The organism is Halostagnicola kamekurae (genome assembly GCF_900116205.1).
In the GTDB taxonomy this organism is placed as follows: domain Archaea; phylum Halobacteriota; class Halobacteria; order Halobacteriales; family Natrialbaceae; genus Halostagnicola; species Halostagnicola kamekurae.
Map to the genome: position 1 here is coordinate 44974 of NZ_FOZS01000003.1, position 25348 is coordinate 70321.

The 25348-nt window shown below is 57.6% G+C and carries 28 protein-coding genes and 2 pseudogenes; 16 read left to right on the forward strand and 14 right to left on the reverse strand.

Features of this window, described 5'->3' with window-relative positions; all coding sequences use genetic code 11:
- Positions 1-144: 144 nt before the first annotated feature.
- Entirely contained in the window at positions 145-279 is a 135-nt protein-coding gene (locus BM348_RS22210) for a hypothetical protein (RefSeq protein WP_281244705.1), read from the forward strand.
- 65 nt (positions 280-344) lie between these two features.
- Positions 345-611: a hypothetical protein gene (locus tag BM348_RS14115; RefSeq protein WP_092905680.1), complete on the forward strand. Its 267-nt coding sequence runs from the start codon at positions 345-347 to the stop codon at positions 609-611.
- Positions 612-615: 4 nt separating this feature from the next.
- Here the strand turns inward: BM348_RS14115 and BM348_RS21855 are convergent, their stop codons facing one another.
- Positions 616-762, reverse strand: a complete 147-nt coding sequence (locus BM348_RS21855) for a hypothetical protein (RefSeq protein ID WP_245779462.1) — start codon at positions 760-762, stop codon at positions 616-618.
- A gap of 377 nt (positions 763-1139) precedes the next feature.
- Between BM348_RS21855 and BM348_RS14125 the strand changes: the two genes are divergently transcribed.
- The 3 genes from BM348_RS14125 to BM348_RS14135 all read left to right on the forward strand — a co-directional run bounded on the left by BM348_RS14125 (position 1140) and on the right by BM348_RS14135 (position 4453).
- Entirely contained in the window at positions 1140-2504 is a 1365-nt protein-coding gene (locus BM348_RS14125) for an MFS transporter (protein ID WP_092905682.1), read from the forward strand.
- A gap of 187 nt (positions 2505-2691) precedes the next feature.
- Positions 2692-3141: a pyridoxamine 5'-phosphate oxidase family protein gene (locus tag BM348_RS14130; protein ID WP_092905683.1), complete on the forward strand. Its 450-nt coding sequence runs from the start codon at positions 2692-2694 to the stop codon at positions 3139-3141.
- Between the two features lie 151 nt (positions 3142-3292).
- Positions 3293-4453 carry a cation:proton antiporter gene (locus tag BM348_RS14135; protein WP_175507196.1) on the forward strand — a complete coding sequence of 387 codons (1161 nt, stop codon included), beginning with the start codon at positions 3293-3295 and terminating at the stop codon, positions 4451-4453.
- Between the two features lie 138 nt (positions 4454-4591).
- Here BM348_RS14135 and BM348_RS14140 read toward each other — a convergent pair whose 3' ends face one another.
- The 3 genes from BM348_RS14140 to BM348_RS14150 form a co-directional block, all read right to left on the reverse strand.
- Positions 4592-5020 (reverse strand): universal stress protein, encoded by a 429-nt coding sequence (locus BM348_RS14140; RefSeq protein WP_092905687.1) that lies wholly within the window; start codon positions 5018-5020, stop codon positions 4592-4594.
- Between the two features lie 72 nt (positions 5021-5092).
- Positions 5093-6265, reverse strand: a complete 1173-nt coding sequence (locus BM348_RS14145; RefSeq protein ID WP_092905689.1) for an inorganic phosphate transporter — start codon at positions 6263-6265, stop codon at positions 5093-5095.
- A gap of 264 nt (positions 6266-6529) precedes the next feature.
- Positions 6530-6781, reverse strand: a complete 252-nt coding sequence (locus BM348_RS14150; protein ID WP_092905691.1) for a hypothetical protein — start codon at positions 6779-6781, stop codon at positions 6530-6532.
- Positions 6782-7105: 324 nt separating this feature from the next.
- Between BM348_RS14150 and BM348_RS14155 the strand changes: the two genes are divergently transcribed.
- Together BM348_RS14155 and BM348_RS14160 are read left to right on the forward strand one after the other, a co-directional pair.
- Positions 7106-8461: a sulfatase family protein gene (locus BM348_RS14155; protein ID WP_092905694.1), complete on the forward strand. Its 1356-nt coding sequence runs from the start codon at positions 7106-7108 to the stop codon at positions 8459-8461.
- Positions 8462-8751: 290 nt separating this feature from the next.
- Positions 8752-9219: a hypothetical protein gene (locus BM348_RS14160; RefSeq protein WP_092905696.1), complete on the forward strand. Its 468-nt coding sequence runs from the start codon at positions 8752-8754 to the stop codon at positions 9217-9219.
- An 89-nt stretch (positions 9220-9308) separates the two neighbouring features.
- Here the strand turns inward: BM348_RS14160 and BM348_RS14165 are convergent, their stop codons facing one another.
- Positions 9309-9770, reverse strand: a complete 462-nt coding sequence (locus tag BM348_RS14165) for a DUF2267 domain-containing protein (RefSeq protein ID WP_092905698.1) — start codon at positions 9768-9770, stop codon at positions 9309-9311.
- A 77-nt stretch (positions 9771-9847) separates the two neighbouring features.
- Between BM348_RS14165 and BM348_RS22430 the strand changes: the two are divergent.
- Positions 9848-9961, forward strand: a pseudogene (locus BM348_RS22430) (universal stress protein); the annotation flags it as partial.
- A 69-nt stretch (positions 9962-10030) separates the two neighbouring features.
- Here BM348_RS22430 and BM348_RS14175 read toward each other — a convergent pair.
- Positions 10031-10321, reverse strand: coding sequence for a hypothetical protein (locus tag BM348_RS14175; protein ID WP_245779463.1), 291 nt, complete (start codon positions 10319-10321; stop codon positions 10031-10033).
- A gap of 126 nt (positions 10322-10447) precedes the next feature.
- On the opposite strand from BM348_RS14175, the gene BM348_RS14180 reads away from it, so the two are divergent.
- The 4 genes from BM348_RS14180 (at position 10448) to BM348_RS14195 (ending at position 12878) form a co-directional block, all read left to right on the forward strand.
- Positions 10448-10651 carry a dodecin family protein gene (locus BM348_RS14180; RefSeq protein ID WP_092905700.1) on the forward strand — a complete coding sequence of 68 codons (204 nt, stop codon included), beginning with the start codon at positions 10448-10450 and terminating at the stop codon, positions 10649-10651.
- A 185-nt stretch (positions 10652-10836) separates the two neighbouring features.
- The gene (locus tag BM348_RS14185) at positions 10837-11277 is read left to right on the forward strand and encodes a universal stress protein (protein ID WP_092905702.1); all 441 of its coding nucleotides are present in this window, start codon (positions 10837-10839) and stop codon (positions 11275-11277) included.
- A gap of 209 nt (positions 11278-11486) precedes the next feature.
- A complete protein-coding gene (locus tag BM348_RS14190; protein WP_245779464.1) occupies positions 11487-11840 on the forward strand; it encodes a universal stress protein in 354 nt (117 codons plus the stop codon).
- A 96-nt stretch (positions 11841-11936) separates the two neighbouring features.
- The gene (locus BM348_RS14195; protein ID WP_092905704.1) at positions 11937-12878 is read left to right on the forward strand and encodes an ABC transporter ATP-binding protein; all 942 of its coding nucleotides are present in this window, start codon (positions 11937-11939) and stop codon (positions 12876-12878) included.
- A 54-nt stretch (positions 12879-12932) separates the two neighbouring features.
- On the opposite strand, the gene BM348_RS14200 is transcribed toward BM348_RS14195, so the two are convergent.
- Complete coding sequence (locus BM348_RS14200) at positions 12933-14090, reverse strand: COG1361 S-layer family protein (protein WP_245779465.1); 1158 nt, start codon at positions 14088-14090, stop codon at positions 12933-12935.
- Between the two features lie 163 nt (positions 14091-14253).
- On the opposite strand from BM348_RS14200, the gene BM348_RS14205 reads away from it, so the two are divergent.
- Positions 14254-15054, forward strand: a complete 801-nt coding sequence (locus tag BM348_RS14205) for an ABC transporter permease subunit (RefSeq protein WP_092905706.1) — start codon at positions 14254-14256, stop codon at positions 15052-15054.
- A gap of 15 nt (positions 15055-15069) precedes the next feature.
- Here BM348_RS14205 and BM348_RS14210 read toward each other — a convergent pair whose 3' ends face one another.
- The 3 genes from BM348_RS14210 to BM348_RS14220 all read right to left on the reverse strand — a co-directional run bounded on the left by BM348_RS14210 (position 15070) and on the right by BM348_RS14220 (position 18346).
- On the reverse strand, positions 15070-15840 hold the full coding sequence (locus BM348_RS14210; protein WP_092905708.1) for a proteasome assembly chaperone family protein: 771 nt from the start codon (positions 15838-15840) through the stop codon (positions 15070-15072).
- A 32-nt stretch (positions 15841-15872) separates the two neighbouring features.
- Positions 15873-17087: an AI-2E family transporter gene (locus BM348_RS14215; protein WP_092906374.1), complete on the reverse strand. Its 1215-nt coding sequence runs from the start codon at positions 17085-17087 to the stop codon at positions 15873-15875.
- 623 nt (positions 17088-17710) lie between these two features.
- A complete protein-coding gene (locus BM348_RS14220) occupies positions 17711-18346 on the reverse strand; it encodes a hypothetical protein (RefSeq protein ID WP_139231195.1) in 636 nt (211 codons plus the stop codon).
- Positions 18347-18540: 194 nt separating this feature from the next.
- Between BM348_RS14220 and BM348_RS22295 the strand changes: the two genes are divergently transcribed.
- Together BM348_RS22295 and BM348_RS14230 are read left to right on the forward strand one after the other, a co-directional pair.
- Positions 18541-18753 (forward strand): hypothetical protein, encoded by a 213-nt coding sequence (locus BM348_RS22295; RefSeq protein WP_342714176.1) that lies wholly within the window; start codon positions 18541-18543, stop codon positions 18751-18753.
- A 338-nt stretch (positions 18754-19091) separates the two neighbouring features.
- Positions 19092-19895 carry an SDR family NAD(P)-dependent oxidoreductase gene (locus BM348_RS14230; protein ID WP_092905712.1) on the forward strand — a complete coding sequence of 268 codons (804 nt, stop codon included), beginning with the start codon at positions 19092-19094 and terminating at the stop codon, positions 19893-19895.
- Positions 19896-20756: 861 nt separating this feature from the next.
- Here BM348_RS14230 and BM348_RS14235 read toward each other — a convergent pair.
- Together BM348_RS14235 and BM348_RS14240 are read right to left on the reverse strand one after the other, a co-directional pair.
- Complete coding sequence (locus BM348_RS14235; RefSeq protein ID WP_217642022.1) at positions 20757-21875, reverse strand: chloride channel protein; 1119 nt, start codon at positions 21873-21875, stop codon at positions 20757-20759.
- Between the two features lie 240 nt (positions 21876-22115).
- The gene (locus BM348_RS14240; protein ID WP_092905716.1) at positions 22116-22538 is read right to left on the reverse strand and encodes a universal stress protein; all 423 of its coding nucleotides are present in this window, start codon (positions 22536-22538) and stop codon (positions 22116-22118) included.
- Positions 22539-22880: 342 nt separating this feature from the next.
- On the opposite strand from BM348_RS14240, the pseudogene BM348_RS14245 reads away from it, so the two are divergent.
- Positions 22881-23063, forward strand: a pseudogene (locus tag BM348_RS14245) (IS5/IS1182 family transposase); the annotation flags it as partial.
- Positions 23064-23207: 144 nt separating this feature from the next.
- Here the strand turns inward: BM348_RS14245 and BM348_RS14250 are convergent.
- Both BM348_RS14250 and BM348_RS14255 read right to left on the reverse strand, forming a co-directional pair.
- Positions 23208-24281 carry a PQQ-binding-like beta-propeller repeat protein gene (locus BM348_RS14250; RefSeq protein WP_217642023.1) on the reverse strand — a complete coding sequence of 358 codons (1074 nt, stop codon included), beginning with the start codon at positions 24279-24281 and terminating at the stop codon, positions 23208-23210.
- 415 nt (positions 24282-24696) lie between these two features.
- Complete coding sequence (locus BM348_RS14255) at positions 24697-25329, reverse strand: GAP family protein (RefSeq protein ID WP_092905720.1); 633 nt, start codon at positions 25327-25329, stop codon at positions 24697-24699.
- Positions 25330-25348 lie beyond the last annotated feature (19 nt).

A 25348-nucleotide genomic window follows, 5' to 3' on the forward strand; every position in this document is an offset into this window, starting at 1 on the left:
CGTTGTAACTGGTGAAGACATACGCTGACTCATAGCGGAAGCAGACCGACTGCCTCAAGTCGCGATCTCGACGCGGTTCGCTCAATAGAGAGAGTGCCATAACATCTATTCTCCAGAGCGGTCGACGACGAGTTCACCAGTTGAATGAGTGTCGGTTCGGGATACATCAAACAAGAGCAGATGATGAAAGCCGGCATCATTCTCAACATCGTAATGACCACTGTACTGACCGGCCTCATCTGGTTCATGTTCCAGTTCGTCTGGCCGACAGTCCTCTGATAAGCGGCAAACAGCACTGGTTTCGATCTGGTCAACTATTACCGATCGTAAATGGTATCGAATACATGGAGCGTCTCTCCATCTACAACGGATTATTTGCCATCATCGGAATACTATTTGGCTTGAACGCGCTCGCCCTGTTCGTCACTGGAGAGTGGGGACTCCCCGCGCTCCTGGTCGCGGTCGGTTCAGTCGTGATGATCACTGGCGCCGTGAACGAGTTGGTATCGACCGATCCACCTGCGCTCGAGATCTCTTCAACCGAGCTCCTCGTGGTATTCGTCGGTGGCTGTATGATCCTTATCGGCACTGTCTTGGAATTCCGAGTGTAGGTTGTTACTCGTCGTCGATCGATTCCGTTCGGATATAGTACGGCCACTCCCAGTCTTGAACCCACTCCGTGGGCGCATCGCGGGACCGTAACTGGTTCGCTTCGTACGATTTGTCCGAGAAAACGGTTCCATCTTCGTCAGTTCCCCTCATGTGGAACGACGTATGTCATCGAGTCTCGATCTTCTGCGGGAATCAGGTGCTTTTCTTCTCCGTCGTGGACGTGCCCCGGTGAGTTGAACCACTCCTGCGGTTGAACGTAACGGCTATTTCTGAATTAGTGTTGTCATGGTGATCGTAATGCCGTGATTGTTTCAAACGCTCGAGTTGACATAACTACCGAGGACACTTTCCACGCCTGAATTTTTCCCACTCACTTACGGCGTTCGTCGAACACCGTTCTGATCACCCGACTCGAGCAGTATCCGCAACTCCGGCGACAGCTACTCTCGACCGCTGGTTTCGGCTTTCTAAAGAAAGAGTATTTACCACGTTGCGCGATAAACGGGCATATATCGTCTCTCACTCACATGAGCCAAGAGCAGGTCACCGTCGACGCGGATGATTCGGGCCCGCTAGGCACGTTCAGACAGTTCTTCGCCTTGGAACGGGACGTCTTGGTCCTCTCGGCGGCGATGTTCGCGTTCAGTCTGGGCTTTCAGATGACTAGCCGCTATCTTCCGGAGTACATGGCAGCACTCGGTACCAGCGGCTTCGTTATCGGTCTCTACGGGACGGTTGGAAACGTTATCTCGGCAGTGTATCCCTACCCCGGCGGCGCCGTCTCGGACCGCATCGGCTCTCGATACGCGCTCACACTGTTCGGCCTGCTCTCGACCCTCGGATTCGTCGTCTGGCTACTCGCTCCCTCCGTCGGCACGATCGAAATCGCGGGCGTGACGCTCGAGCCGTGGGTCTGGATTTTCGTCGGATTACTGCTCGCACAGGCGTGGAAGTCGTTCGGCCTCGGTGCGACGTTCGCCGTCGTCAAGCAAGCGACCGATCCGTCGAAACTGGCCGCAGGATTCGCGAGCACCGAAACGTTTCGTCGGACCGCCTTCTTTATCGGTCCCGTCCTCGCGGCCGTGCTGATCGGCCTCTTCGCCGAGTTCACGGTGAGCTTCCAGTACGTGCTCGCGGTCGCGGCCGTCTTCGGAGCTATCGGCACGGTCGTGCAGCACGTCCTCTACGACGCCAGTGAGGACACGATCGGTGACAACTTCGAAGGCCTCGGCCAGATTCGTTCTGATCTCCGCGAGATGCCGGACACGCTCCGGCCGCTGCTGATCGGGGACACACTCGTGCGGTTCGCCAACGGCATGGTCTACGTGTTCTTCGTGCTCGTCATCACGCAGGTCTACGAGGTCGGCTTCGAAACCACACTTGCGCTCGGCCAGTTCTCCTACGCGATCGACCTCTCTCCGGCGGCGTTCTTCGGCTACCTGCTGGGCGTCGAGATGCTCGTCGCGCTGGTGACGATGGCGCCGGCGGCAAAACTCGCCGAGCGAATCGGCCTCAAACCCGTCGTCGCCCTCGGATTTCTCGTCTACGGGACCTTCCCCATCGTCCTCATCGCCGGTCCCGAGGTGCTCGCCCCGGCGGTGGGGCTTCAGTGGGCGATAATCCTCATCTTCGCCTTTTCGGGCCTTCGGTTTGCGGGCCTGCCGTCCCACAAAGCGCTCATCGTCGGTCCCGCCGAGCAAGACGCCAGCGGTCGAGTCACCGGTGCATACTACCTTCTGCGGAATACGATCGTTATTCCGAGTGCGGCACTCGGAGGGTACCTCTGGGACTTCGTTAGCCCCGAAATCGCCTTCACTATTGCGGCGGCGGTCGGTGTCGTCGGGACGGGTTACTTCCTCATATTCGGCGAGGAGTTCGACGCCTACGCCTGACTTTCGAGACGGTCCGGTCAGATATCACTTAGACAACCGTCGTATAGTTTCTACCAGGCGGAGTAGGCCGAAGCGGTTCACGTTATATGTGAGAATAATGTGGTACACGAGGAAGGAGGTCTCATCGTACTGAACGTACGGGGTACTGTAGTAGGGTACTTTCTATCCACGCGTCCTGCGAGACGATATGCAAGGACTGCGCTGGGTTCAAATGACCGAGGAGGAAGTCGACGAGTTCCTCGGTCGAGGTGGAACGGGCGTCGTTTCGTTCTCGACGGATCCCGATGAGCCGCCAGTATCGATACCTATTTCGTACGGATACAGTGCGGACGTGAATCGCTTTTACTACCGCCTCTCGTTCCCGCGAGACAGCAGGAAAGACGAGCTCGTCGAAAAACCGATCGCGTTCGTTGCACACGAGAAGACTGACGACGGATGGCAAAGTGTCGTCGCCACCGGTCGGCTCTCGGACATCGCCGACGCACCGTACGACTCGGCCGAGATACAGGGAATGTGGTCGATTCAAATCCCGCTCGTCGACATCTTCGAACGGCCGCCGAAAGAAACGACGTTCCGGTATTTCAGCCTCGAGCCGGATACGATGACGGGGAGAAAAGAGGTGATTAGCGACACGTAACGACAAAATCCAGGTGTAATGACCTACCAGCCGGCTTTATGATGCTCAATGGGGCCGACCACCAACGGGTCGGTCGATTATACCATAGAAGGTTGTCATTACGGATGTCACGCGATGCCATTTTTTATCGTTCGACGTGGATACCGTCCCCGTGACGGACGTTCATGTCTTTCTCTCGGTCGGTATCGCGCTCGTCGGTTCGCTCCTGCTCGGCGAACTCTTCGAACGCGCGGGTGAGCCGGTCATCCTCGGAGAGATCGTCGTCGGGATCGTCCTCGGGACGTCCGTTCTGGGAATCGTCGATCCGTCGGGGCCGTTCTCCCTGCTCGCTGCGATCGGATCGATGCTGTTGCTGTTCGACGCGGGCTACGAGGAGATCGATCTCGCTGACCTCGAGCGAGGCGGTGGGTCCGTCGCTGTCGTTGCGCTGTTCGGTGTGGGACTTCCCGCGGCTGCTGGCGTTGTGGTCGGAGTCATCTTTGGCTACTCGCTCGCTGCGAGCGGTATCCTGGCGATCACGATGGGTGTCACGTCGGTCGGAATCACCGCACGGGTGTTTCTCGATCTCGACCGACTCGAGACCCGATACGGCCTCCATGTCGTCGGCGCCGCAGTCACCGCAGAAATAGTGGGTCTCGTTTCGTTTTCGCTGTTGCTCGCGACAGTCCGTGCAGGTGGAACAATCGCACAGTACGGGAGAATTGTCGGTCTCGTAATCGCGTTTTTCCTCGGTGCGATCCTCGTTCAGTGGCTGCTGATCGATCGGTTCTCGCAGCTACTCGCTCGCTTCGAGCAGACGGCTGCCGATTTGATCGGCATTATGGGCATTCTATTTCTTTTCGGTTACGCCGCCGACGTCGCGGGCCTCGACGTGATCGTCGGCGGGTTGGTAGCCGGGTTGCTCGTCGGCGGTCAGGATCGATTTCGGGAGTTGGAGATTCGAGAAGGAATATCCGGAATCGCATACGGCGTGTTCGTCCCCCTATTCTTCGTGAACGTCGGAGCGCAGTTGGATCCGGCCGTCTTCCGTCAGTTCGATCCCCTCGTGGTGACCGTCGTTGTCGTGGGAGTGCTGGTGAAGATTTCTGGGAGTTACATCGGCGCACGGCTCGTGAACCATCCGTCCAACGAAGCGTTGGTCGTCGGCGTCGGCATGCTTCCTCGTGCTGGCGTCGAGTTGGTCGTCATTACGGGTGCACTCGCCGCGGGGATCATCGACGAGCGGTTGTTCTCCGCGGGACTCGGTCTCGTCCTCGTTTCGGTGCTCGCGACGCCGCCGCTCCTTCGGAGGGCCGCGGAACGAGTCGACTGATAGGCCTCGAGTGCGTCTCGAACGAAACATCGAATTCGGATCCCGCACTATCCGACGGTTGCGCCGGATACGACAGCTCGGTTTCGTCGCTCGTCCGAAATCTCGATCGCCCTTTCGTGCCCAATCGGGCACGGATACCTACCGGACGAACGTAACGGGTACCGGTGCTCGTTGGAATACCATCTTCGCGACGTTTCCAACGAGAAACTGGCGGGTTACCCCCTCACTGTGCTTTCCGTGGCTACCGAGTACGACCGTATCGTAGTTCTCCGACCGTTCGACGATCGGTCGAACGGGATGACCGATTTCGACGATCGTATCGCAGGTTCGGTCTCGTCGTGCTGCGATCTCGCGTGCTCGCTCGAAGATGGGTTCGGCGCGTTCGTGAGCCGCTTCCTCGAGGTCGTCTTCGAGTGCGAGCGCGACCGCTTGCCCCATCATCATCGTCGGACCACCAACGGAATGGAGCACGGTAACATCGGCATCTGGATGGTTCTCGAGAGCGTACTCGAGCGCCCGTTCAGCCATCTCGGAGCCGTCCATGGGAACGAGGATACGTGAAATCATGCCGTCGTTACACCGTGTCAGCGAATAAGTGTGGGGGGATATTCCATTCGGGAAGGTACGTTTCGATGGTCGTCACGTAATTCCCGGAACGAGCAGGAAGAAGCCGTACGCCAGTACCGTCGACATCGACGGCCCGATAATCCACATCGAAACGTACCTGATGACGGCCTGTGGCCTGAACAGTTCGTCCGCCTCGAGTACTTCTTCGGGTTCTGGTTCGCCGATCGGCGGCAGTTCCTCGTGTTCGTCCTCGACCGTTAGCGCTCCTGGGACGATTTCGGTACTTTCTGTCTCGCCAACGAGTGCTTCTCGAGCGGTGATCGGTCGGGTTGCTCTCCCCCAGCCGAGTCCGACGATCGCCATGACCGAGGCCATGACGAGGCTGATCGGGATGCCGATGTACGAGAGCGCAGTCGTGATCGTTGCAGCCGTAATCATGACGATCAGGGCGGCCAGAAGCGTGATATCACTGAGATCGCTTCCGACCGATTCCATCGTCCTGCGGGCGATCGTGAACCCACCGAGACCGATCGCGAACGTCGCGATGACGATTGCAGGGCCCGCCGTCAGCGCTCCCCCGCTCACTAGCGGTGCGGCCGCATTCGGGACATTGCTCGCGCCGGCACTGAACGCCATATAACAGCCGGTGACAATGACTACCGCCGTGGTGGCGACTTCACGCCAGGTCGTGTTTGGGCCGAGAACCGGCCGTGGAACCGCTCCATCACGGTCGAGAACGATCAGTGGCCCATCGGAGTTTTCGATCTGAACTCGTCGACTTAACGCGGGGTAGACGTATCGACCGATCGTCGCCCCGATCCAGAAGCCGGCGATAGGAGCGAAAATCCACCACGAGATGATCCAAACGACGGTCTGATAGTTCAGCGAGTTCGTCGCTAACCCGAGCCCCGCGATCGCTCCAACGGTCGTCATCGATGTCGGTACGGGGACGCCGAAAACGTTGGCGAGCAGGATGCCAAGCCCGATGAAAAACAGGATGGCGATACCAGCCGAAAGTGAAATCTCGATTGTGATTATCCCCTCAGAAAGCGTATCTATCACGTTTCGACCGACGGTCCAGCCACCGAGAAAGACAAAAAACGTCATGATTCCCGCCGCAGTCGCCTTCCGTATCAGCCCAGCACCGACAGCGGGCCCCCACGCGATGCCAGTTGACGATCCGCCAATATTGAATCCCACGAATATCGATGCAGCGATACCCGCTACCAGCATACCCGCTACCATCTGGAGGGACTACAATCGTGCCCAATAAAAAATTATTTAGCCAATATTATTATTTATTTTGTGTTATATTTACTTCATCTATGACATACCTTCTTGATTAGTGAACGTCGTTGCGTACTCGCGAACGTCGGTGGATCGGTAACAGCGTCGAACGGATCGGTCGTGCCACGAACGGTTTGGTCGTGGCCGATCGACTCATTAGAGTCATTTATCCACAATCACACTCCTCGAGAAACGGGGGCTGACTGGGTTTGTTACTGGCCCCTATCCGAGGGATACTGCCAGAACGAGTACGAGCAAAAACGCGTGCCACCCGATGGCGGAAGCCACGACCACTGGGTCGGTCGGCGAGCGCGGTGGATTACGGATCATGGCATCATACATAAAGAACGTTGCGACGAACGATCCGAGCAGGAGGCCCGTCTGGAACCCAAACCCGATTACTATGCCGGCGAGTATCCCTCCGATGACGCTTCCAGCGACACCGACGATAATTTTGTCGTAATAATCAACCATCGGATATCTCCACCGTTCGCACTGTACGACGGCCAGTGAGATCAAACCCTCGCACGTAAATAGTTGTTATATTACCTATCGTGGATGGCAAATACCAATTACGCCGGTGAAAGGCTTGCAGTCGTCAGCCCTAATCCACAGATTTCGGTCAGGATCGATGCGGTTCCACAAACGTTCCATTGCGACTGTCGAAGCCGAGCAACGTGTAGTTTCCACGGTCACGCTTGAACAGCGGCCTTGGCTCGTGTGGATTCTGATCCAGATCGCGTTACGCGCCTTTCACGTGCCCAATAGTTATTCTGAGTGCCGGTGTACCCCGAGGTCATGGTCAACCAACGACCGAACGTTCTCCTGATCCACGGCCACGATATCGGTCGGTATCTCGGTTGTTACGGTGTGGACATCGAGACGCCGAACGTCGATTCGATAGCGACGGACGGAGCGTTGTTCGAGCGCCACTTCGCGACCGCCCCGCAGTGCTCGCCGAGTCGTGGGAGCCTCATGACCGGCCGTATACCGCACATAAACGGTCTGATGGGGCTCGCACACCAGAACTGGGAGCTTCACGACGACGAACGGATCCTCCCGCAGTATCTCAGCGACGCCGGATACGAGACGCACTTGTTCGGTCTCCAGCACATCACCCAGGATACGGATCGACTTGAATACGATCACGTTCACTCAGAGGGGAACCTGTATCCTGGCGTCTCCCCGTCGGTCCACCAGGCCAATCGAGCCCGTAACGTCGCGTCGGTCGTCACGTCGTTTCTGGAAAAATCGGCGTATGACGCCCCATTTTTCGCGTCGGTCGGCTTCTTCGAGTGCCACCGGGTCGAAGAGGAGAACGGTCGGTTCGGATTCGATGCCGACTATTACCGGGGCGACGAACCGGAATCGGTCCGTCCACTCCCGTATCTCCCGGACCGACGCGGAATTAGACACGATCTCGGAGAAATGCACGGCATGGTGTACGCCCTCGACGACGCAGTCGGGACCATCCTCGAAGCGCTTGCTGCCGCCGGTATCGAAGAGGAAACGCTCGTAATCTTCACCACAGAACACGGTATCGCGTTTCCGCGTGCGAAAGGCACATGCTACGACGCAGGACTCGAGGCCGCGCTGGTGATACGCTATCCGGGCGTTGTCGACGCCGGCGTGCGGTACGAGGACTTGATGAGCAACATCGACGTATTACCGACGATCCTCGATCTCGTGGACGTAAACCGTTCCGAGTCGATTGGCGGTCGAAGCGTTGCCGGCCTGATCGCTGATACTGAAACGGGCTACAACGAGCGGGAGCGGATCTTCGCAGAGATGACGTGGCACGACGTGTACAATCCGGTCCGTGCAATTAGGACCGGACGCTACAAATACATTCGAAACTTTTGGCATCTCCCGACAGTCTACCTGTCGACGGATATTTTCGCGAGCGAGTCCGGCCGCGAAGTTCGCGAAACGGACGGAATCCCGTCCAGAGAGTACGAAGAACTCTACGATCTCCGAGATGCTCCCCAAGAGGACGACAACGTCGTACGCGAACCTCGCTATCAAGACATCAGACGGGACCTCTCGAAGCAACTCTACGAGTGGATGGACGAAACAGGTGATCCGCTCCTCGATGGACCCGTCGTTCCGGGCGACTATGAAGAAATTTTGTCGTGGCCACACGACAGTTCATGAGTGATCGTCGGGTGAGCATTCGCGGGACAGAGCCGCCGGTACCGCCAGTACGAATCCGGTCGCAGTGAGAGAACTGCCTCCTCCATAGATGAGCAAGGCCAGCGACTCGAGATCAAGCCTCGAGGCAATTCACTCAACCAATTATACGGGATTCTCTGTGAATCCTCGTGTCGGATGAACGGAAGATTACGACCTAACGCTGCTGTCACAGTCTGCAAGGCATCGACGGATCAGTCCGCCGACCAACCAGTAGAGCAAACTTCTATCGGCTCTGGATCGTACGACTCGATATGTACGTTCAACGGCTGAAACGTCTGCTCGAGTTCTTCGTTATCGGCATCGTATTCGGTGTGACAGAAGACCTTCTCGCTGTCGTCATCGCAACGGATGCTGCGGTAACGCCCGAGGTGCTCGTCGTCGTCGTGTTGATCGCAATCCCGTTCGCGATCATTTCGGAACTCGTTGTCGATCACCCGCAATTTATCCACTTTGAACGACTGGCTATCCTACTCAAGCGAACGCTCCCGGGCGGCTCCGCCAATGAATACCATTTGAAACCGCGGATTCATTCGGACGGACATCGTGATACCGTTCTGTCGCCGAAACACCACTATCACCGCTGTAACCTCTGTGGAAGCGACTTCGATACCGGTACACAACTTCACGAACACGTCGAGCGGCGTCATCCCAAACAGGACGTGCGGTGGTGGGTCGTCGCGGAGGACCCCGCAAAAGAACTCCGGTTTTCTCCGGAGTGAGCATATTTCTACAGTGCATCGTCCGGTCGTCTCCAGATCTCAAGACTCATTGAAAACGTATTTTCGATCATACTTTGGCGTGAAATACGTTATCTGTCCTCGGGTTGTGGTCCGCCGCCTGTCTGGGCTTCTTCTGCGTCACCCCAGCCACCGGCGTCGACGACTTCGAATAACTTCCCCCAGTTTTCGTCCTGGCTACCTTCCGGTAGTTGATCACGGAGTTGCTGAAAGTCAGATTCCGGAACCTGCGTGTGGACGAGATCGAGTATTACCCGAGCGTGGTAGGCGGCGTCCGATCGATCGGCCGCTTCGATTTCACTCACCCGTGAAACGAACTCTTTCCAGTCGAATCGCTGGCCGTGTTCGTGGACGGCACCGGTCATGTACCAGCGAATCTCCATCGGGAGCGACGCGGCGAGATCTTCGGCCGCCCCCGCCGGAATCCGCTCTCCGAGCGTCATGAGCGTGGCTCTGATCGCGCGAACCGTTTCACCCGTGCCCGGTAGCTCGAGGCGATGTTGCACCTGTCCGGTGAATTCATCGAAATTCATGGCACGAAGACCCAACGCCGCTCAGGCGCATAAAACCCGACCGTGAGTACAGGTGTGACACCGTCAGGAGATGAGAGGAGGCCGACGAACTCGACGCGGACCTCGTCGCGATCGGCGACGAGGGACAAAACCACCCGCGGTCTGGAAAGATCGGTAGCGTCGACGAGCGTATCGTCTGTACGACGGATTGAACGGTGCCGACAGCGTGATCGATCGTATCGTGTTTGTACCCATCGGCCTGTCTCGCGGTCGAGTGGCGGTTAGCCGTCCGTTCGTGTGCTCTCCTCCAGTTCCGTCTCGAGGGTGAGCCACCAGAGGTGCCACCGGTCTTCGACACTGTGATGCTCGAGGATTCCGTCTTCGACTCGCTCGAACAGCTGTTCGAAGAGCGCGTCGACAGAAATGTCACACTCGTCGGCAAGGTATTGTGTGTTCACGACGGGAACGGGAGCGGCCCGGATCACATCGACGATTTCTTCGGTCGATACCCGTTCTATATCGGCGTCCGCGCCGGAACCTGTCTCCGGGCGCGAAGCGCGTTCATCTGTCACGCGCTTCGTACTCGGTCGCTGGTAATGAACCCAGTGGGTGACACTCGCGCGGAATTCACGCTTGCGACAAATGTCACGGTCGGAGCGAGAGAGAATTATACCGGAGTTAGTCGTACACCGATTGCCATGACAGCAGTCAAAATCATTCGCGTGATGGGAACGTCAGAAGAATCCTGGGAAGACGCCGCTCACGAAGCGTTCCGCGAAGCGAGCCAGACGGTCGACGACATCTCCGGAATCAACGTCGAGCGCTGGACGGCTACCGTCGAAGATGACGAGATTGTCGAGTACAAAGTCACGACCGAGATCGCGTTCCCAGTCGAGTACTGATCGATAGCAGTGTCTCCCCCGTCCTAAACGGCATGGGGACGACTTCCGAGGAACACACTTCCTCGAGCCAGTACGTCGCACGGCTTGAGTCAGTAGTGCCGGCCAAATTGAACTCACGGGACCGGGGTCGAATCGAGCCCAAATACCCCAGCGAGTTTCTTGTATTCTCGAATTGTTCTCCCGGTATGGGAATACACGTACTCGTCCCACTCGACGGGTCGCCACAATCGTGGGCCGCGTTCGACCACGCAGTTGCGACGTACGACGAGGGGACGATCACGGCGCTCCACGTCGTCAACCCGATGGCCGGCGTCTACGGAGATTACGAGGGCGGCGGTTACTACGATGCGCAGGCCTACGACCGGGCCGTCGAACGCGGCGAAGGATTTCTCGAACGAGCACGTACTCGAGCCGAAGATGCAGATATTCTCGAGACGACAGTTTTAGAGACGACGGTCGAAACGGGTCCGCCTGCTCGAACGATCGTACAATATATCGACGAGAACGATGTCGACCACGTCGTCATGGGAAGTCACGGTCGATCCGGCGTGGCACGGGTATTGCTCGGCAGCGTTGCTGAGTCCGTCACACGACGAGCGTCGGTCCCGGTAACGGTCGTTCGCTAGGCGATCGGCGAGGCGGCGATCGGGTGACGATTGGACCCGTGACACTCGCCGCCACGACCGAGCTATTTGTTGTTGCCCGTCGACCGGAATCGTGTGACGACCACGACCCTGGTCGCGTTCGACGAATCACCGCAATCGGTCGACGCGCTGGGTCACGCACTCTAGACCTACGACGATGCGACGATTCGTGTGTTGTACGTGAACGACCCGTGGGAGCGGGCCGGTGGGAGGGGATCAACGACATTTTCTTCGCGGAGGACGCGTTCGAGCGATCCAAGGATATCGCATCTGACGTGATTACTGCAGCGGACGAGATCGCACGCGAGTACGACCGAGAGATAGTCGCGGAAACGGAAATCGGCGGGACCGCGGAAGCGATCGTTTCCTATGCTGAGGACCACGATATCGACCACCTCATCCTCGGCAGTCATGGGCAACGGGGTCTCACGCGATTCTTCCTCGGAAGCGTCGCTCAGTACGTCGCCAAGCGGTCGCCCACTTCTGTCGCCCTCATTCGGGGCGACGACGCCGACGAAGACCCGTCGAGTTCCGACGACACCTAACCGTCTCGAGGCTACTTCGAACCAACTTCTCGAGCGAGCGCACACGGTTCCGTCCCGGCTGGAACGTATAAGGTCACCGGGAGCGTCGTCTCGCACGTGAACCGCGCCGCGTCACGGCCGATCGAACTCGACTCGTTGACGAAGTATTACGGCGACGTTCGCGGCGTTGAGGACCTCACGTTCGGCGTCGACCGGGGCGAGATATTCGGCTTTCTCGGTCCGAACGGCGCGGGCAAGTCGACGGCGATTCGGCTCCTTCTCGGTCTGTTGAAGCCGACCGACGGGACGGCGTCCCTGTTCGGAGCCAGCATATCGGAACGAAACGAACTGCGCACCGTCAAAGCACGTCTCGGCTATCTCCCGAGCGACGTGACGTTTTACAGTCGCGTGACGGGGCGGGAGGTGCTCGATCACTTCGGTCGGCTACGTGGGGAAAAGCGCCGCGAGGAACTCCTCGAGCGGTTCCCCGTTCCGCTCGATCGGCCCGTGGCGACCTACTCGAGCGGCAACGAGCAGAAACTCGCCATCGTCGCGGCGTTCATGCACGAACCCGACCTGGCGATCATGGACGAACCGACCTCAGGACTGGACCCGCTCGTCCAGAACGAGTTCTACGAACTGCTCGACGCTCGACGGGACGCCGGCCGGACGAGTTTCTTCTCCTCGCACATCCTGAGCGAGGTTCGTCGCGTCTGCGACCGCGTCGGGATTATCAGAAACGGTCGGCTGATCGAACTCGACACCGTCGACAACCTGCTCTCCGAGGGGGGGACCGTCGTCACCGTCCGACTCGCCGAGGAGCCACCGGCCGACGCGCTCGAGTTCCCCGGCGTCGCGACGGTCGATCGGCTGAACGGCGAGTACCGGTTCGTCCTCGCGCGGGAGTTCGACGCCCTGATCGATCGGCTGGGCGAGTACACGGTCCTCGATCTGTCGGTCCGCGAGGCGTCCATCGAGGACGTCTTCATGCACTTCTACGGGGAAACGGACGACCGCGACGGCGACGCGGCCGACACGCCGACGAGCGACGGCGGTTGACCAACCCGCCCTCTGCTGGTCGCGCCCGCTGACCACGTCACCATCGATCGGATTTCAGCGCCGACGGACCCACCAGATCGCCGCGAGCACGAGAACGAGCCCGACGGCGATGAACGGCCCGACGGAATCGACGTCCGCGTCGTCGTCCTCCTCGACGATCGCAACCGGTACCTGGACGGGATCCGCGCTCGCTCGCTCGCCGGATCCGGCGTCGTAGGAGAGCGAGAGCGCGACGCTGGTCGTCGTCTCAACGGCGTCCGAGGACGACTCGAGACCGAATCGAACCGTTTCCGACTCGCCGCCCTCGAGCGCTCCGACGTACGCCGTCGGCGACTCGCTCGATAGGGGCGGGCCGGCCTCGATGGTGGCCGTAACGCCCGTCACCCGTTCGTCGTCGACGTTCTCGATTCGGACCGCGTAACTCCGCTCTCCATCGATCGGGACGCCGTCGCCGACGGGAGTCACGTCGAACGACGGGGCGTCGGTGATCTCGACCTCAAGCATCGTCGGCCCACTCGTCTCGACGATTTGGTCCGATTCGGCGGGCGCACTGACGTTCTGTCTATCGATTTCTCTCGAGTCGGCATCGACGCGATACTGCGCGGTGGCGAACAGCGGGTACGTTCCGGGATCGACCCTCGTCGCGACGACATCGACGCCGACGGTCGCCGCCTCGTCCGGCGAGAGATCCTCGACCGCGATCGATCGAGTCGGTCGGGGCGTGGCGAGCGGTCCGAACGCGATGGCTCCGTCGGACGCTTGGAGCGACACCACGATATCGGTCGCCGATCGGTCGCCGTCGTTCGTTACCTCGAGTTCGATCGAGCCACTCGTCCCGGCGCGGATCGATTCGTTCTCCGCGACGGCCACGGTGACGGCTCCTTCGGGACCCTGCACAATCTGCGTATTCGCCTCGGGGGCGGCCTGTGGCGACCCGGACGAGGGCGTGTCATTCTCGGCTGACGGCGGGAGCACGGTCTCGTTTTGAACCCCCACAGGGGGCGATACGAGGCCATCTTCTGTCGGAGCCCCTCCTTGTCCGTCCGCCGACGTCTGATTTTGTGATTCGATCTGTGTCGGCGTCCCCGTCTGCGCTCCGACCGGACCCATCACAGCGACGGCGCCGAGGAGGAGTCCGCAGGTAAGCAAAAACACGCCCGTCGTTCGGAGCGCTCGAGACCGCCCGCTCCGTCTCGTCGCAGACCCCCGCATGTCCCTGCCGAAACGACTGAGCGACCGATAAATCGACCCGCTCGTTCCCCGGTTTGAAAGCCCGGTTACCGGATCGTTACCGCGACAACTCCGCGTTACCTCTACGATTTCGCCCACGTATATGAGCCCTGCCGTTGTCGGGGGACGGAACGGTCCACACCCGATGCTCGAGCTCACTTCGTTCGAAGCCGGTCGACGGGTCCGCGGGTCCCTGCTACTGGCGGGCGCGATGGTCGCGCTGATCGTGCTCACCGTGGCGCTCTTTCCGTCGATCCAGGAGACCGGCGCCGACCTCGACGCCTATCTCGAGTCGCTCCCGCCCGAAGCGACGCGCGCGTTCGTCGGGAACGTGACGACGCTCACGACGATCGAGGGGTATCTGGTCTCACAGCTCTACCAGTTCGGATGGGTGATACTGCTCGCGATATACTACGCGTACGCCGCGGCCACGACGGTCGCCGGGGAAGTCGAACGCGGAACGATCGGGCTCACGCTGTCGCTGCCGGTGACGCGGTCTCGAGTCGTCCTCAGCAAGTTCCTCTCGCTCGTTCCGAGCGTCGCGGTCGTCAACGCGATCACGTTCCTCGCCGTCTACGCCGGCGTGGTGTTCGTCGGCGAATCGATCGACGTCACGGATCTGTTCGTCATACACGCGTACTCGACGGTCTATCTGCTCGCGTGTGCGGGCGTCGGCCTGCTCGCCTCGGTCGCGTTCGACTCGATCCGGCGAGCGCAGACGGTCGGCGCCGGTGCGGTGTTCGCGCTCTTTTTGCTCGATACGTTCACGTTCGATACCGACTACGAGTGGCTCGGTGCCGTCGCGTTCTCCCGGTACTTCGATCCGGGCGGAATTCTCGTATCCGGCGACCGATCGTGGTCCGATCTCTGCGTCCTCCTGAGCGCCGTCATCGTCCTCGTGATCGTCAGCGCCGAGTACTTCGAACGCCGCGACCTTTCCAGTTGACAACCCGTGAGCGGACTACATGTACATCCGATCCTCCGGAAAGTCGCGGCTATCGACCGATTGCTGTCGTTCTTTCAGCGCAGTGAGTCGAGACGTGAGCTCTTCGTAATATCGCTTCATTTCATCCGATTGCCGGCGCAGTTCCCGTTCGTCGACCTCGATCGGATAGCAGGTTTCGACGCCCTCGAGAAGTCGAAGGGCGGCCTCGAGGTCGGGTCCGGGAAGGTGGACGGGCGTGACGAAGACGCCGACTGACGGCTGTCTCGCCTCGAGTCCGTCTCTGAGTAACTCGCCGGCGACCCCATCGAGGACGCCCCCAGGGAGCGGATCGATCTGATCACTCTCCCCATCGTCCCAGTGTGACCGTCTGAACGATGGAGTCGCGGCGTAGAAGACGTGATGTTCCGCTTCGGCGTGGGGAAACGGCGTCCCGTGAACGACGCAGATTTCGTCGATGTCGTGACCTCCGGCCCACTCCAGGAGGGCACCCACGAACCGATCGGCGACGGTGACGGGGATGAAAACCTCGCTCACGAGTATCGTCATCGGCACGTCGTCGACGCGGTACAGCCGAATCGGGCGACGGGGGACGCCGCCCTCGATCGGGGTGACGCTCGGGACGTTCGAAGTTTCGATAAAGCCGATCTGTGTCGTCTCGAGGTGGCTGACGAGATAGTCGACCACGGTGAGGTTCGCCGCCCCGATGTCGGCGAGTCCGACCAGAAGGATGTCACTCGAGTCGATCGCGGCGGCCGTGTGGACATCGAAGGACGGTTCGCGAGTCATACGCCGCGTTCGTTACTGAGTAACATAGCTGTCTAGGCCGTTGTTCCGTCGTCTGTTCCGAAATCAGAGCCGTCGGTTTCTGTCGCGCGATTTTCGCCCCGTTCGCCGACGTTCTCCGAGAATTCGTCGAGAGTGTGGTTTCGGTCGCCGTCGACGCGGTCGCGCTCCGGGCCCACTAGAGCGGGAAGGATCGTTCGGATGAACGTCACGATGAACAGCATCAGGAACGGACCGAGAAAAACGCCCGACCAGCCGAAAAGCGGCGGGCCGAACAGGTACGCGAACATGACCAGCCCGGTGTCGAGCAACCGCCCGGAGAGGTACGGTCGGATGTACGTCCGGACGAGGGTGTCGAACGCGACGATCATAACTACGAGAAACGCCAGCGGGAACCAGAGGAGTCGGGGGTCGACGGCGATCGCTTGCACGGCGAGGATAGCAGCTATCGTGAAGTACACGACCGAACGCCCGACGAGCGGCACGAGCGTGAAGAGACCGGTAACGACGGCGAAAAGCACCGCCGAGGGAATCGCCATATCGGCTGGCGCGAGGAGATTGAATCCCGTGTAAAGCAGCGTCGTGAGGAGTATGACCACGAAGATGGTCATCGTGTACCCGAAGTAAACCGAGCTGAGGCCGCGATCGATCTTAGAGAGGTACGCCGCTGCGGCGCTTCCCTCGCCGAACACGTTCGACTCGAACCACGCCGCGATGTCGCGATCGCTAATCAACAGGAAGAACGCGATCAACAGCGATACGAACGCGTTGAATAGGACCGCACCGATGCCGCCGAGTATGCCGCCGACCGTGCCGAGCAGGTTCTGAACCGACGGTTGCTGTATCAGTACCACCGTCGTATCGTACACCTCCGTCGGCGTGTTCGGGAGATCCGAAACCTGAACCGGGAGCTGCGAGACGATTCTGTCAATCGGCAGATCCGCAATCGCCGTCACGAGTTGCCCAAGGGCGACGAGCAGGAGGACGCCGACCACGCCGATGATCGGCACGATGATCACGAGCAACGTCAGGGCAGCGACGAGCGTCGGCGAGTCGATTCGTCGCTCGAGTCGTCGGGTAATCGGCCGCGCCACGTAGTAGACGAACAGCCCGAAGACGAGCCACGGGAGATAGCGATTGACCACCAGTCCGACCACGGCCAGTAACGCGAGCCCCAGAATCCACCAACCGCGGCGCTGCCGTGTCGACCAGTCGTAGCTGTTTCGTACTCGAGAATCGTTCCGGACCATGTTTTTGTCTGCCACGCAGAGCGTATTAACGGGGTTGCACTTTCGATATGATAAGAAGGGAGCATCCGTTTCCGCCCGATTATGCAGGCATGAGACTGCGTCAGACCCGTCGAACACATGATCCAGTGGACGGTTATCGACCCAATCGTCGTCCGTCGTGGCTGCGCTCTTAGAACGTGGCGGCGATGCGCTTGCCGGCGGGCGTCGGCCCTCCTCCGTCCATCGCGTACCTCGTAAGGATCGAACTGATTGGACTACTTTTCCCTACTTGAGCAGGAGCTACAATCAGATACTTCGAACAGAGGCGAGACCACTCGATCCGACGGAACAAGATATGTGTCGTGTATCACCGAAGGATACTAGACTGTACACTTCAGGTTCGCGTTCGTAAAATAGACACTGGATTGTGAGGTCCGCAGTTGTCAAATTCACTATTGATAGGGTCCTTTTTCTGCCTTCACGTCGAAACTGACAGTGATGTCTTCGTCGCTCGGTGCTTGCGGGGTCGAGGGACGGTCGAGACGATCTCGCCCTCTCTGAGTCCGCCAAGATAGTGGCTGGTTCCTCGAGCGTCGGTCTTAGTTGCTAATAATTCATTGGTGCCGCTACTTTCCGTGTTCTGTTTAGTCGGCGGCGTACGGCGTGTCACCGTCTATGTTCTCCGGATAATACTTCTCTACTAGGTCTTTGACTTCGGCGATGGTCGGCACTTCTTCGGGATCGGGCTTTACGATCTCCGTGGGAGCAATTTGGAAGATATTTTCGCCGATTAGTCGCTCATCCTCCGTGTACGGCCAGAAGATGGCGTGCCGGTTCTTTAACACGTACGTAGCATCAGGGTTGTCGATTTCGACATCTTGGTAATACCATGCATCCAGATCTTCCTCGTCAAGGATTCGCTGGCCGGTCTTGATTTCGATCTCAGTTGCGAACTCGGCGAGTCCGTTGTCGTTGACGAATAATTCGTGGTTGCCTTCGTCGATGAAGAGGAGATTCTCGTCTATGAGACCTTTATAGAAGCCCTTAACGTCTTCCGTGCCGTCGAGCCTCAGCACCTCGTTGCCATCGCGGATCTGGTACTGAGGGTTGTCGATAATCATTTCGGGATCGAAGATGCGTTCCCAGTCCTTGCCAGTCTCGAATGCGCCGTGGTGCACGTAGTTCCAGAGGATCTTACTCCGGTGTGGGTCCGTTTCTGCTTCCGCTGCTCGCTTGATGTTTCCAAGGTGGTTGTCAAGCTGCTCGAGGTAGAGTTTCATCCGTATTGCTTTTCTATTCTTCATTCTAAATATCTTATTGCCGCTTCAATCATGATTCGTTGGATATAGCTGGCGGAGTTTGATGCGAGCTTCGTCAGTCGTGAACTACCAGTCAATCGTGGATTCGTTCCTGTTGCGTTCCCACGCAGCGAACTCCGATCGTCGATTTCGGTCTCCCCCCAACCATCAACGAGATGAGCGTTGACGATGCTCGAGGAACGCTCGAGGGGATTTTTCGTGACACCCATTACGACGATCCAAGTGAGGAATTTGTCGAAGGGATGCTCGCGCCCTGGGACTCCCAGGCGGCAATCATTTCGCTTTCGTGCAACGCCATCGGTACCAACACCAGTCATACGACTGAGACCGATACGAGCGAGGTTACGACTCGAAGACGACATCCCTGACGCCGAACTCGTCGAGTTAGACGAGGCGAGTCACTGGGTCATTGCCGACCGACCCGACGCCTATGGTGATCGACTCCGCGGATTTCTCGAAACGCCCTAATGGGAGTTCACCGTCCCTCTTTCTCACAAATCTTTCTAAATCCGCGTCATAGCGCTCGCTAGGTGAATTTGCAAGCATCTTCGGAACTCAGCGACTTGCTCGGTCCTCAAACTGGCTCAACTAGGTAGCGCCTGCTGATTCAAAAGAGCTGATGTAGACGCTGTAAATATCACTTCTGGAGCCCGCCCATGCACTTGCAGCCCAAGCATTAGTCCCTGTTGTTATAGCAGCCTGTTGTATGGAAGCGCACAACCTCGATGATTCGACTGCTATTGTTACCGGCGCAGTGGGTGATATTGGCGGAGGTATTACGCGTGAACTAGCAAAAGCTGGCTGTAATATCACTATCGCGGACATTGGTATTTCAGAGCAAGCGGCCAACAGTGATTCCAAACCCGATAATCGACAACACGCACGTGAGCTCGCAGACGATCTCGAATCGTTAGGCGCGGAAACACTGCTTGTTGAGTGTGACGTTACCAACGCAGAGCAAGTCGAGGAGATGGTCGAAACAACAGTTGATGAGCTTGGAACTCTCGATATCCTCGCGAGCAATGCCGGAATTATCACCTACTCACCCGTAGAGGAGATGGACGAGGATGCATGGGACTCCGTCATGGACGTCAATGCGAAGGGAATCTTCCTCTGTGCGCGTGCAGCGATCCCTCATCTCAAAGACGGCGGCGCGATTATCAACACCGCCTCAATTGCGGGTGAAATTGGATCGGAAGGGATTGGACACTACTCAGCGTCAAAACACGCTGTGATTGGGCTCACGAAGACGCTTGCTCTCGAGTTAGCAGAGGACGATGTGACAGTCAATGCGCTGTGTCCCGGTATCGTCGACACGCCAATGTGGCGTGACGTGCTCACGCCCGCCAGTGAGGAAGCTTACGAGGACACCATTCAACGGTCCATACCACTTCACCGAGATCAAAAGCCAGAGGATATGGGACGTTTGGTAGTCTTTCTCGCCCAGAATCGCAATATTACTGGAGAAGCGATTAAAGTCGATGGTGGTATCACTCAGGACGTGCTCTAAGACAGTTGACTATCCTGATGTGAGATTGATTTATAGGCGGTTCAGACGACAACCCCTGTACCCTTCTCAAGGATCAACGACAGTTCCTTATCGAGACTGTTGGCGACAAAAGCAAGCAGGTACACTTCTTTTAGTTCGTTGTCTGCTGGGCATGGTTGCACACCTTCACCAACAAATACTTGTCCTAATCCGAGGAGATCGCCTAAACATTGACCAATGGTTCAAATCATCGAGAAATAAATGCCGTTTCCTGTCTATCTCTCCCCTTTCCAGTGATCCACCACTGACAACCGGACCAACACTTCCCACGATAGGCAGTCTTTGATGGCCATGACGGTCATTGTTCGTTGTGGCGATACCGGTACACAAGTTCAGACCAGAAGTTGTCGAAACAATGGATTGAGAGACCGAACTCGGTCGTCATTGTCCGTAATACCTGTGCGTACTCAGAAACCTCGATGTCAGCGAGGTCCGCACCTGCTCGAGCGCTTACTCAGAGATCAGGTGAGCCGACCTGATAGCCACACGGCGAGCAGATATGCTCCGTTGGCCCGCGACTTGTGACTCGAGTAACCGGTGTGTCACATCACGGACAGCGTGGGAGTGACGAGACCTCGTACTCGTCTGTATCCGGTGGCTGGTCGCTCCTTGGTCCCTCCAGTGCAGCTTTTTGGGAGCGCCGGCTAGTTGATAGCGGTACGGCTGTCGTGCGAGACGTTTATATCTCGGTATAAGCAACGCAAATATAGTTTTCTAGCCGCATCGCTGCTACACATCAGCAGATTCAGTATAGAAAGGTGCAAAGGCAAGAAACTAGATAGAATTCATACTATTATAGTAAAATATGATGGGGTAGATGCTTTAATTGTCCTCAGATATGTGGAAATCTGGAGGTTCAGAACGTGGTGCTGCTTCCGTAAGGAACCCGATCGAGGGACTCGCTACAAATGCAATGAGGGATGCAAGAAATATGGGTGTGATGCTTGCACCGTCAGTTAAGGCGATCGCTATCAGGGCTGATGATAGCGGTGTTCCAGTCACCACGGAATTGAATGCGGCCATCCCTGCGAGCATCGCCAACATCGGTGGTAGACCGGGAACAATTAATGCTGCAACTTGACCAACAAGTGCGCCCATAAACATATGTGGAATGATTAGTCCTCCAATCCAGTTTCCGTGAATCGTCACTGCCGCAGCAACCATAACTGCACCAAGGGTTAGCAGGAGTGTTGGCACTGAAAAGCTGCCCTCCAGTAGAGTATTCATCTTTGTTCCCCCGTAGAAATACGAGAGTGGGACAAGCCATCCAAGGATCCCAATAATAGTACCTGCAATCGTTGTGCGAATATATATTGCCACAGATAGATTTCGAAATGTCGTTCCGATTTTAGAGAATAAACGTGAATACACAAGTCCAAACGGGATGCAGACAACTCCAATACCGATCGCCCAGCTTAATTTTCCAAGTGTAGGGGGAACGAGTGAACTTGTATTCCATGCTGGAAATAACTCCATTCCTCCAATCGTTGCTTCAGTTAGATAACCTGCAAAAGATGCAACAAATGTTGGGATGATTGCTTCATAATATTCTAGCCCACGCTTATGGGGAAGTTCCAACCATAGAAGTGCGCCGCCAATTGGCGCTCCTAAGATGGCCCCAAACCCTGCACCCATGCCCGCTAAAGTGAGTAGCTTTGTTGAGTTCTCGAATCCGAATAGCTCTGAAACGTACGTTCCAAACGAGCCACCGACAACTGACATTACACCTTCTGGTCCAGCATTTTGCCCTGAAACCAAGCCGATTAGGCCAACAGGGAGTATGGGTATGTTCTCTTCGAGTTCAACACGCCCTTCACTGTGAAATTGCTGGACAAGTGCAGAGAGAGCGCCTGGATAGAACGTTGAGTAGAGTATTATACCGATGAGTATTCCTGCGCCAATACTAACTGGGACACGCCAATACGTCGCAGTCAATGTCATCCAAAGATGATGCTTGATAAATAGCCAAGTGACACGAAATGCGGTTGCCACGAGACCAACACCGATTCCCAAGATAGCGGCAACCACTAGCATATGCTGGAATCGCTGCTCTGTCAAACGGGGATGTTCCATTATGTGGAGATAGGAATAGGGACAAGGCGTGATTTGCGTTTTCTTCTATACTCTCCGAACCATTGTGATGTTTTATATGACACTATCTACTAGATTGTTCTAAGGATATCATCGTTGAATAGCAAGAACGGGGATTTCTCCGCCTCGAATCACCTGTTCTGTGATACTGCCCATGAGGAATCGACCAACACCTGAGCGACCGTGTGTGCTCATTATAATCATATCGACATTGTGCTCGTCGGCATAATCGAGAATTACCTTATCTGGGTCACCGACCTTCACAGCACCGACTGTTTCAATATCCCGCGAGAGGCCCTCTTTAATGATTTTTTGAGTTGCCTCTGTGCCATCTTCTTGGAGTGTTTCAAGTTTCTCATCACCTTGGCCAACGATAGACGCACTTTCACTATGCTCAACGACGGCTAAAACGTGGACAGTTGCATCGTAGCGCTCACCGAGACTATAGGCGTGCTTGGCCGCATCCATCGCAGCCTCGCTGCCATCAGTTGGGACAAGAAGGGTATCGTACATAGTTTATATTCCCATGGGTGGGAACTAATAGACTGCTACAGAGAATCGGTTCATTTCAGGGAGGAACTCCGTTGCTCCACCCACCAATATCTTGAAGGATTGCATGGAGGCCTGTGAGTAATGCGACGCCGACAATAAGCGCCCCAATTGCTGGTAGAGAGGGGAAGGTGTCAAGATAGCGATTGCTGCTGTAACATAGGCAGTTACGACTTGAGAAGTAAATCGAACGAGAACGATTGCTGTTAACCGTTAGCGAAAGTCATCTCGCAATAACGCGGAGTGATTCGATAGACTGAGGGGTAACAGTCGTTGGCCCAACCCCTTGGGCAAGTAGTAGATAGCGTTCTCCTCTGTCTCAAAGTTCGAACGGACACAACGTATCGAACACTCCTCGACGAACTCATCGCAATTCCCTGTATTCGGAACGCTACCAATCTCACTGAACTGTCTGCTCCATCAACACTGTGCAAAGCGTTCGATAGACTCGATATGGCTATCTGGCGAGTGCTGTTCAATCTCTCTGTTTGACTGCTCCCGACCAACGGCTTTGCGGGGATTGATGCTCGAGATTCGACCTCTCTCGAGGATTCCAACCTCGGACAGCGGTGGGAGACTACAAACCCTAATATCCCAAACGTGGTCGGGACCTCCGCCTTCAGATGGAGGACGTCAATCACAGTTCGTTCGTAGAGTCACCGTATTCCCTGACGTGTAAAGCAGACCACGACTGACAGGAACAGACCTCGTCGCAGATGTCTCAGACAGAGCCCACAGCTCGCTACCGTCCTCGATACTCAACCCCATAATCCGGTCGGTCGTCGGAACGACGACCGACTCCCCGACGACTAATGGCGAGCCGTCGACCTCGAGAGTCCGCTCCCAGTGGACATCACCATCCTCCACGGCAAGTGCAGACACAGTTTCCTCATCCGCGCTGAAGACACGGCTATGCCCGATTGCCGGTGAGAACAGACCACCATCGGACATCGCTCTCGACCACTGTCGGTCTCCACTGGCAGCATCGAACGCCGCGAGTTCGTAGCGGTCGTAGCTCGCGAGGACGACGTCCTCCGTGCGGACGAGCGGTTCCGGGATGTTTGGCCCCGTAATTTCCCACTGTGTCTCACCGGTCTCGCGGTCCAGCGCATAGATTCCCTGCGCGGCAGAGCCATCTGCCGTGATGTACACGGCGTCGTCGTCGACGGCTGGCGGTGCAGGGATGCTTGCACGCTGGTGATCGTCACCAAACGTCCGCGTCCACTGCGTGTCGCCGGTGGATGCCTCGAGAGCGGTTACATCTCCCTGATCGCCCGTGGCGACGAGGAGGTCGTCGGCGATAGTCGGTGGGTTGGGCCGGCCAGCTGTATCATGTGTCCAGGTGGTTGTCCAGCTAGCGGTGTCGAGTGCGACGAGCGCGCCGCTCGAGGGCTCGGTATACTCCCCGAGTACGGGCGTAACAGCGACCGAACCTGCGAGGGCTGGCGGCCCAGTTGGACGGCGAGTGAGTTCGTGGGTCGTATCGGAGGACCCGTCGTCGAGTTGGACGGTGGTCAGGATGCCAGTGTGCTCGCCGGACGTGCGGCCGACGACGACAGCCATATCGGTTGTGGCAACGAGTCCAGTGATGTCGATATCGTCGGCAAGGGTACTCGTCCAGTAGTCACCGCCAGCTGTGAGCGTCGGCTGATCGGGAACGGCGTTCGTATTTTGCGGCGAGGCACGTGTCTGTGACCACTGTGCCACGCCAGGATCTGTCGGCGTACACGAGTTGATCTGGCAGCCTGAAGTTGTCACGAGAGCCGTCGCAGCCGAGGCCGCAAGGTATTCGCGGCGAGAGAGGGAGGGCATCCCATCGAAACGTCGGATACGGAACCCATAGGAATTTCGGAGGTCTATCGATGGCCGATTTACTCGGAGACAGCTGCTGTTTTTAGGGAAGAAATGGGTGAGCACGGCCATAGGCTCGTGATCCGATGACCACACACACAACGACGATCCGTTTCCCGACCGCGAGTTGAATCCCGATGCGATCCTCGAGACCGCGTTCGAAGACCTCCTGTTCACCGACGACACGTAACGACCCGGGAAGGGTACAGACCGAGTGCGTATCTCGTGGTGTCGAACGAACTCGAAAAAGCCGTCGACAGCAGGATCGAGGTCAGAACAGGTTCCGCAGGGTCATGACGAAAAAGAGCCCGATCACGGCCTCGGAGACGAGCCACGAGTTGTCGTTCATCCAGTCGCGAATCCGGGGAAGCACGGCTTCCGCGCGCTCGCCGAGTGCGAAAACGGCGAGGGCCGGAAGCGCCAGAACGAGAAGCGTGAGCAGGACGAACCCCGCCGCGTCGGTCACCGGGTCGTCGTTCGCCGCGAGGTAGGTGCCGACGCTGACCGACGTGACCACGTCGGTCGGAAAAAATCCCAGCAAGAGAAATCCCAGACGGAACGAGAACCGGGGCGTCGCACTCGTCAACGTCCCCATCCACTTCGGGGGTTTGGATACGTCGCGCGTTCGGTAGGTGTGGACCGCCGCGTAGACGAGGAGGACGAGAACGAGGACGTAGAGTAGCTGGTGTGCGCTCGAGCCGAGCAGACCGCCACCACCGCCACCGACACTACTGCCGAGAAAGTAGACGATACTGACGACGAGACTAATAGAGAGGGCCGCGCCGAAGACGTAGGCCGCCGAGTTCGCCCGCCAGCGCTCGCTCGTGGCCAGGAAGATCGTGGAGAGTAACTGCGGTCCCGCGACCATCACGACGACCAGCGGAAGCACTTCGAGGAAACTCATCGGTCGTATCCGGTCGAAA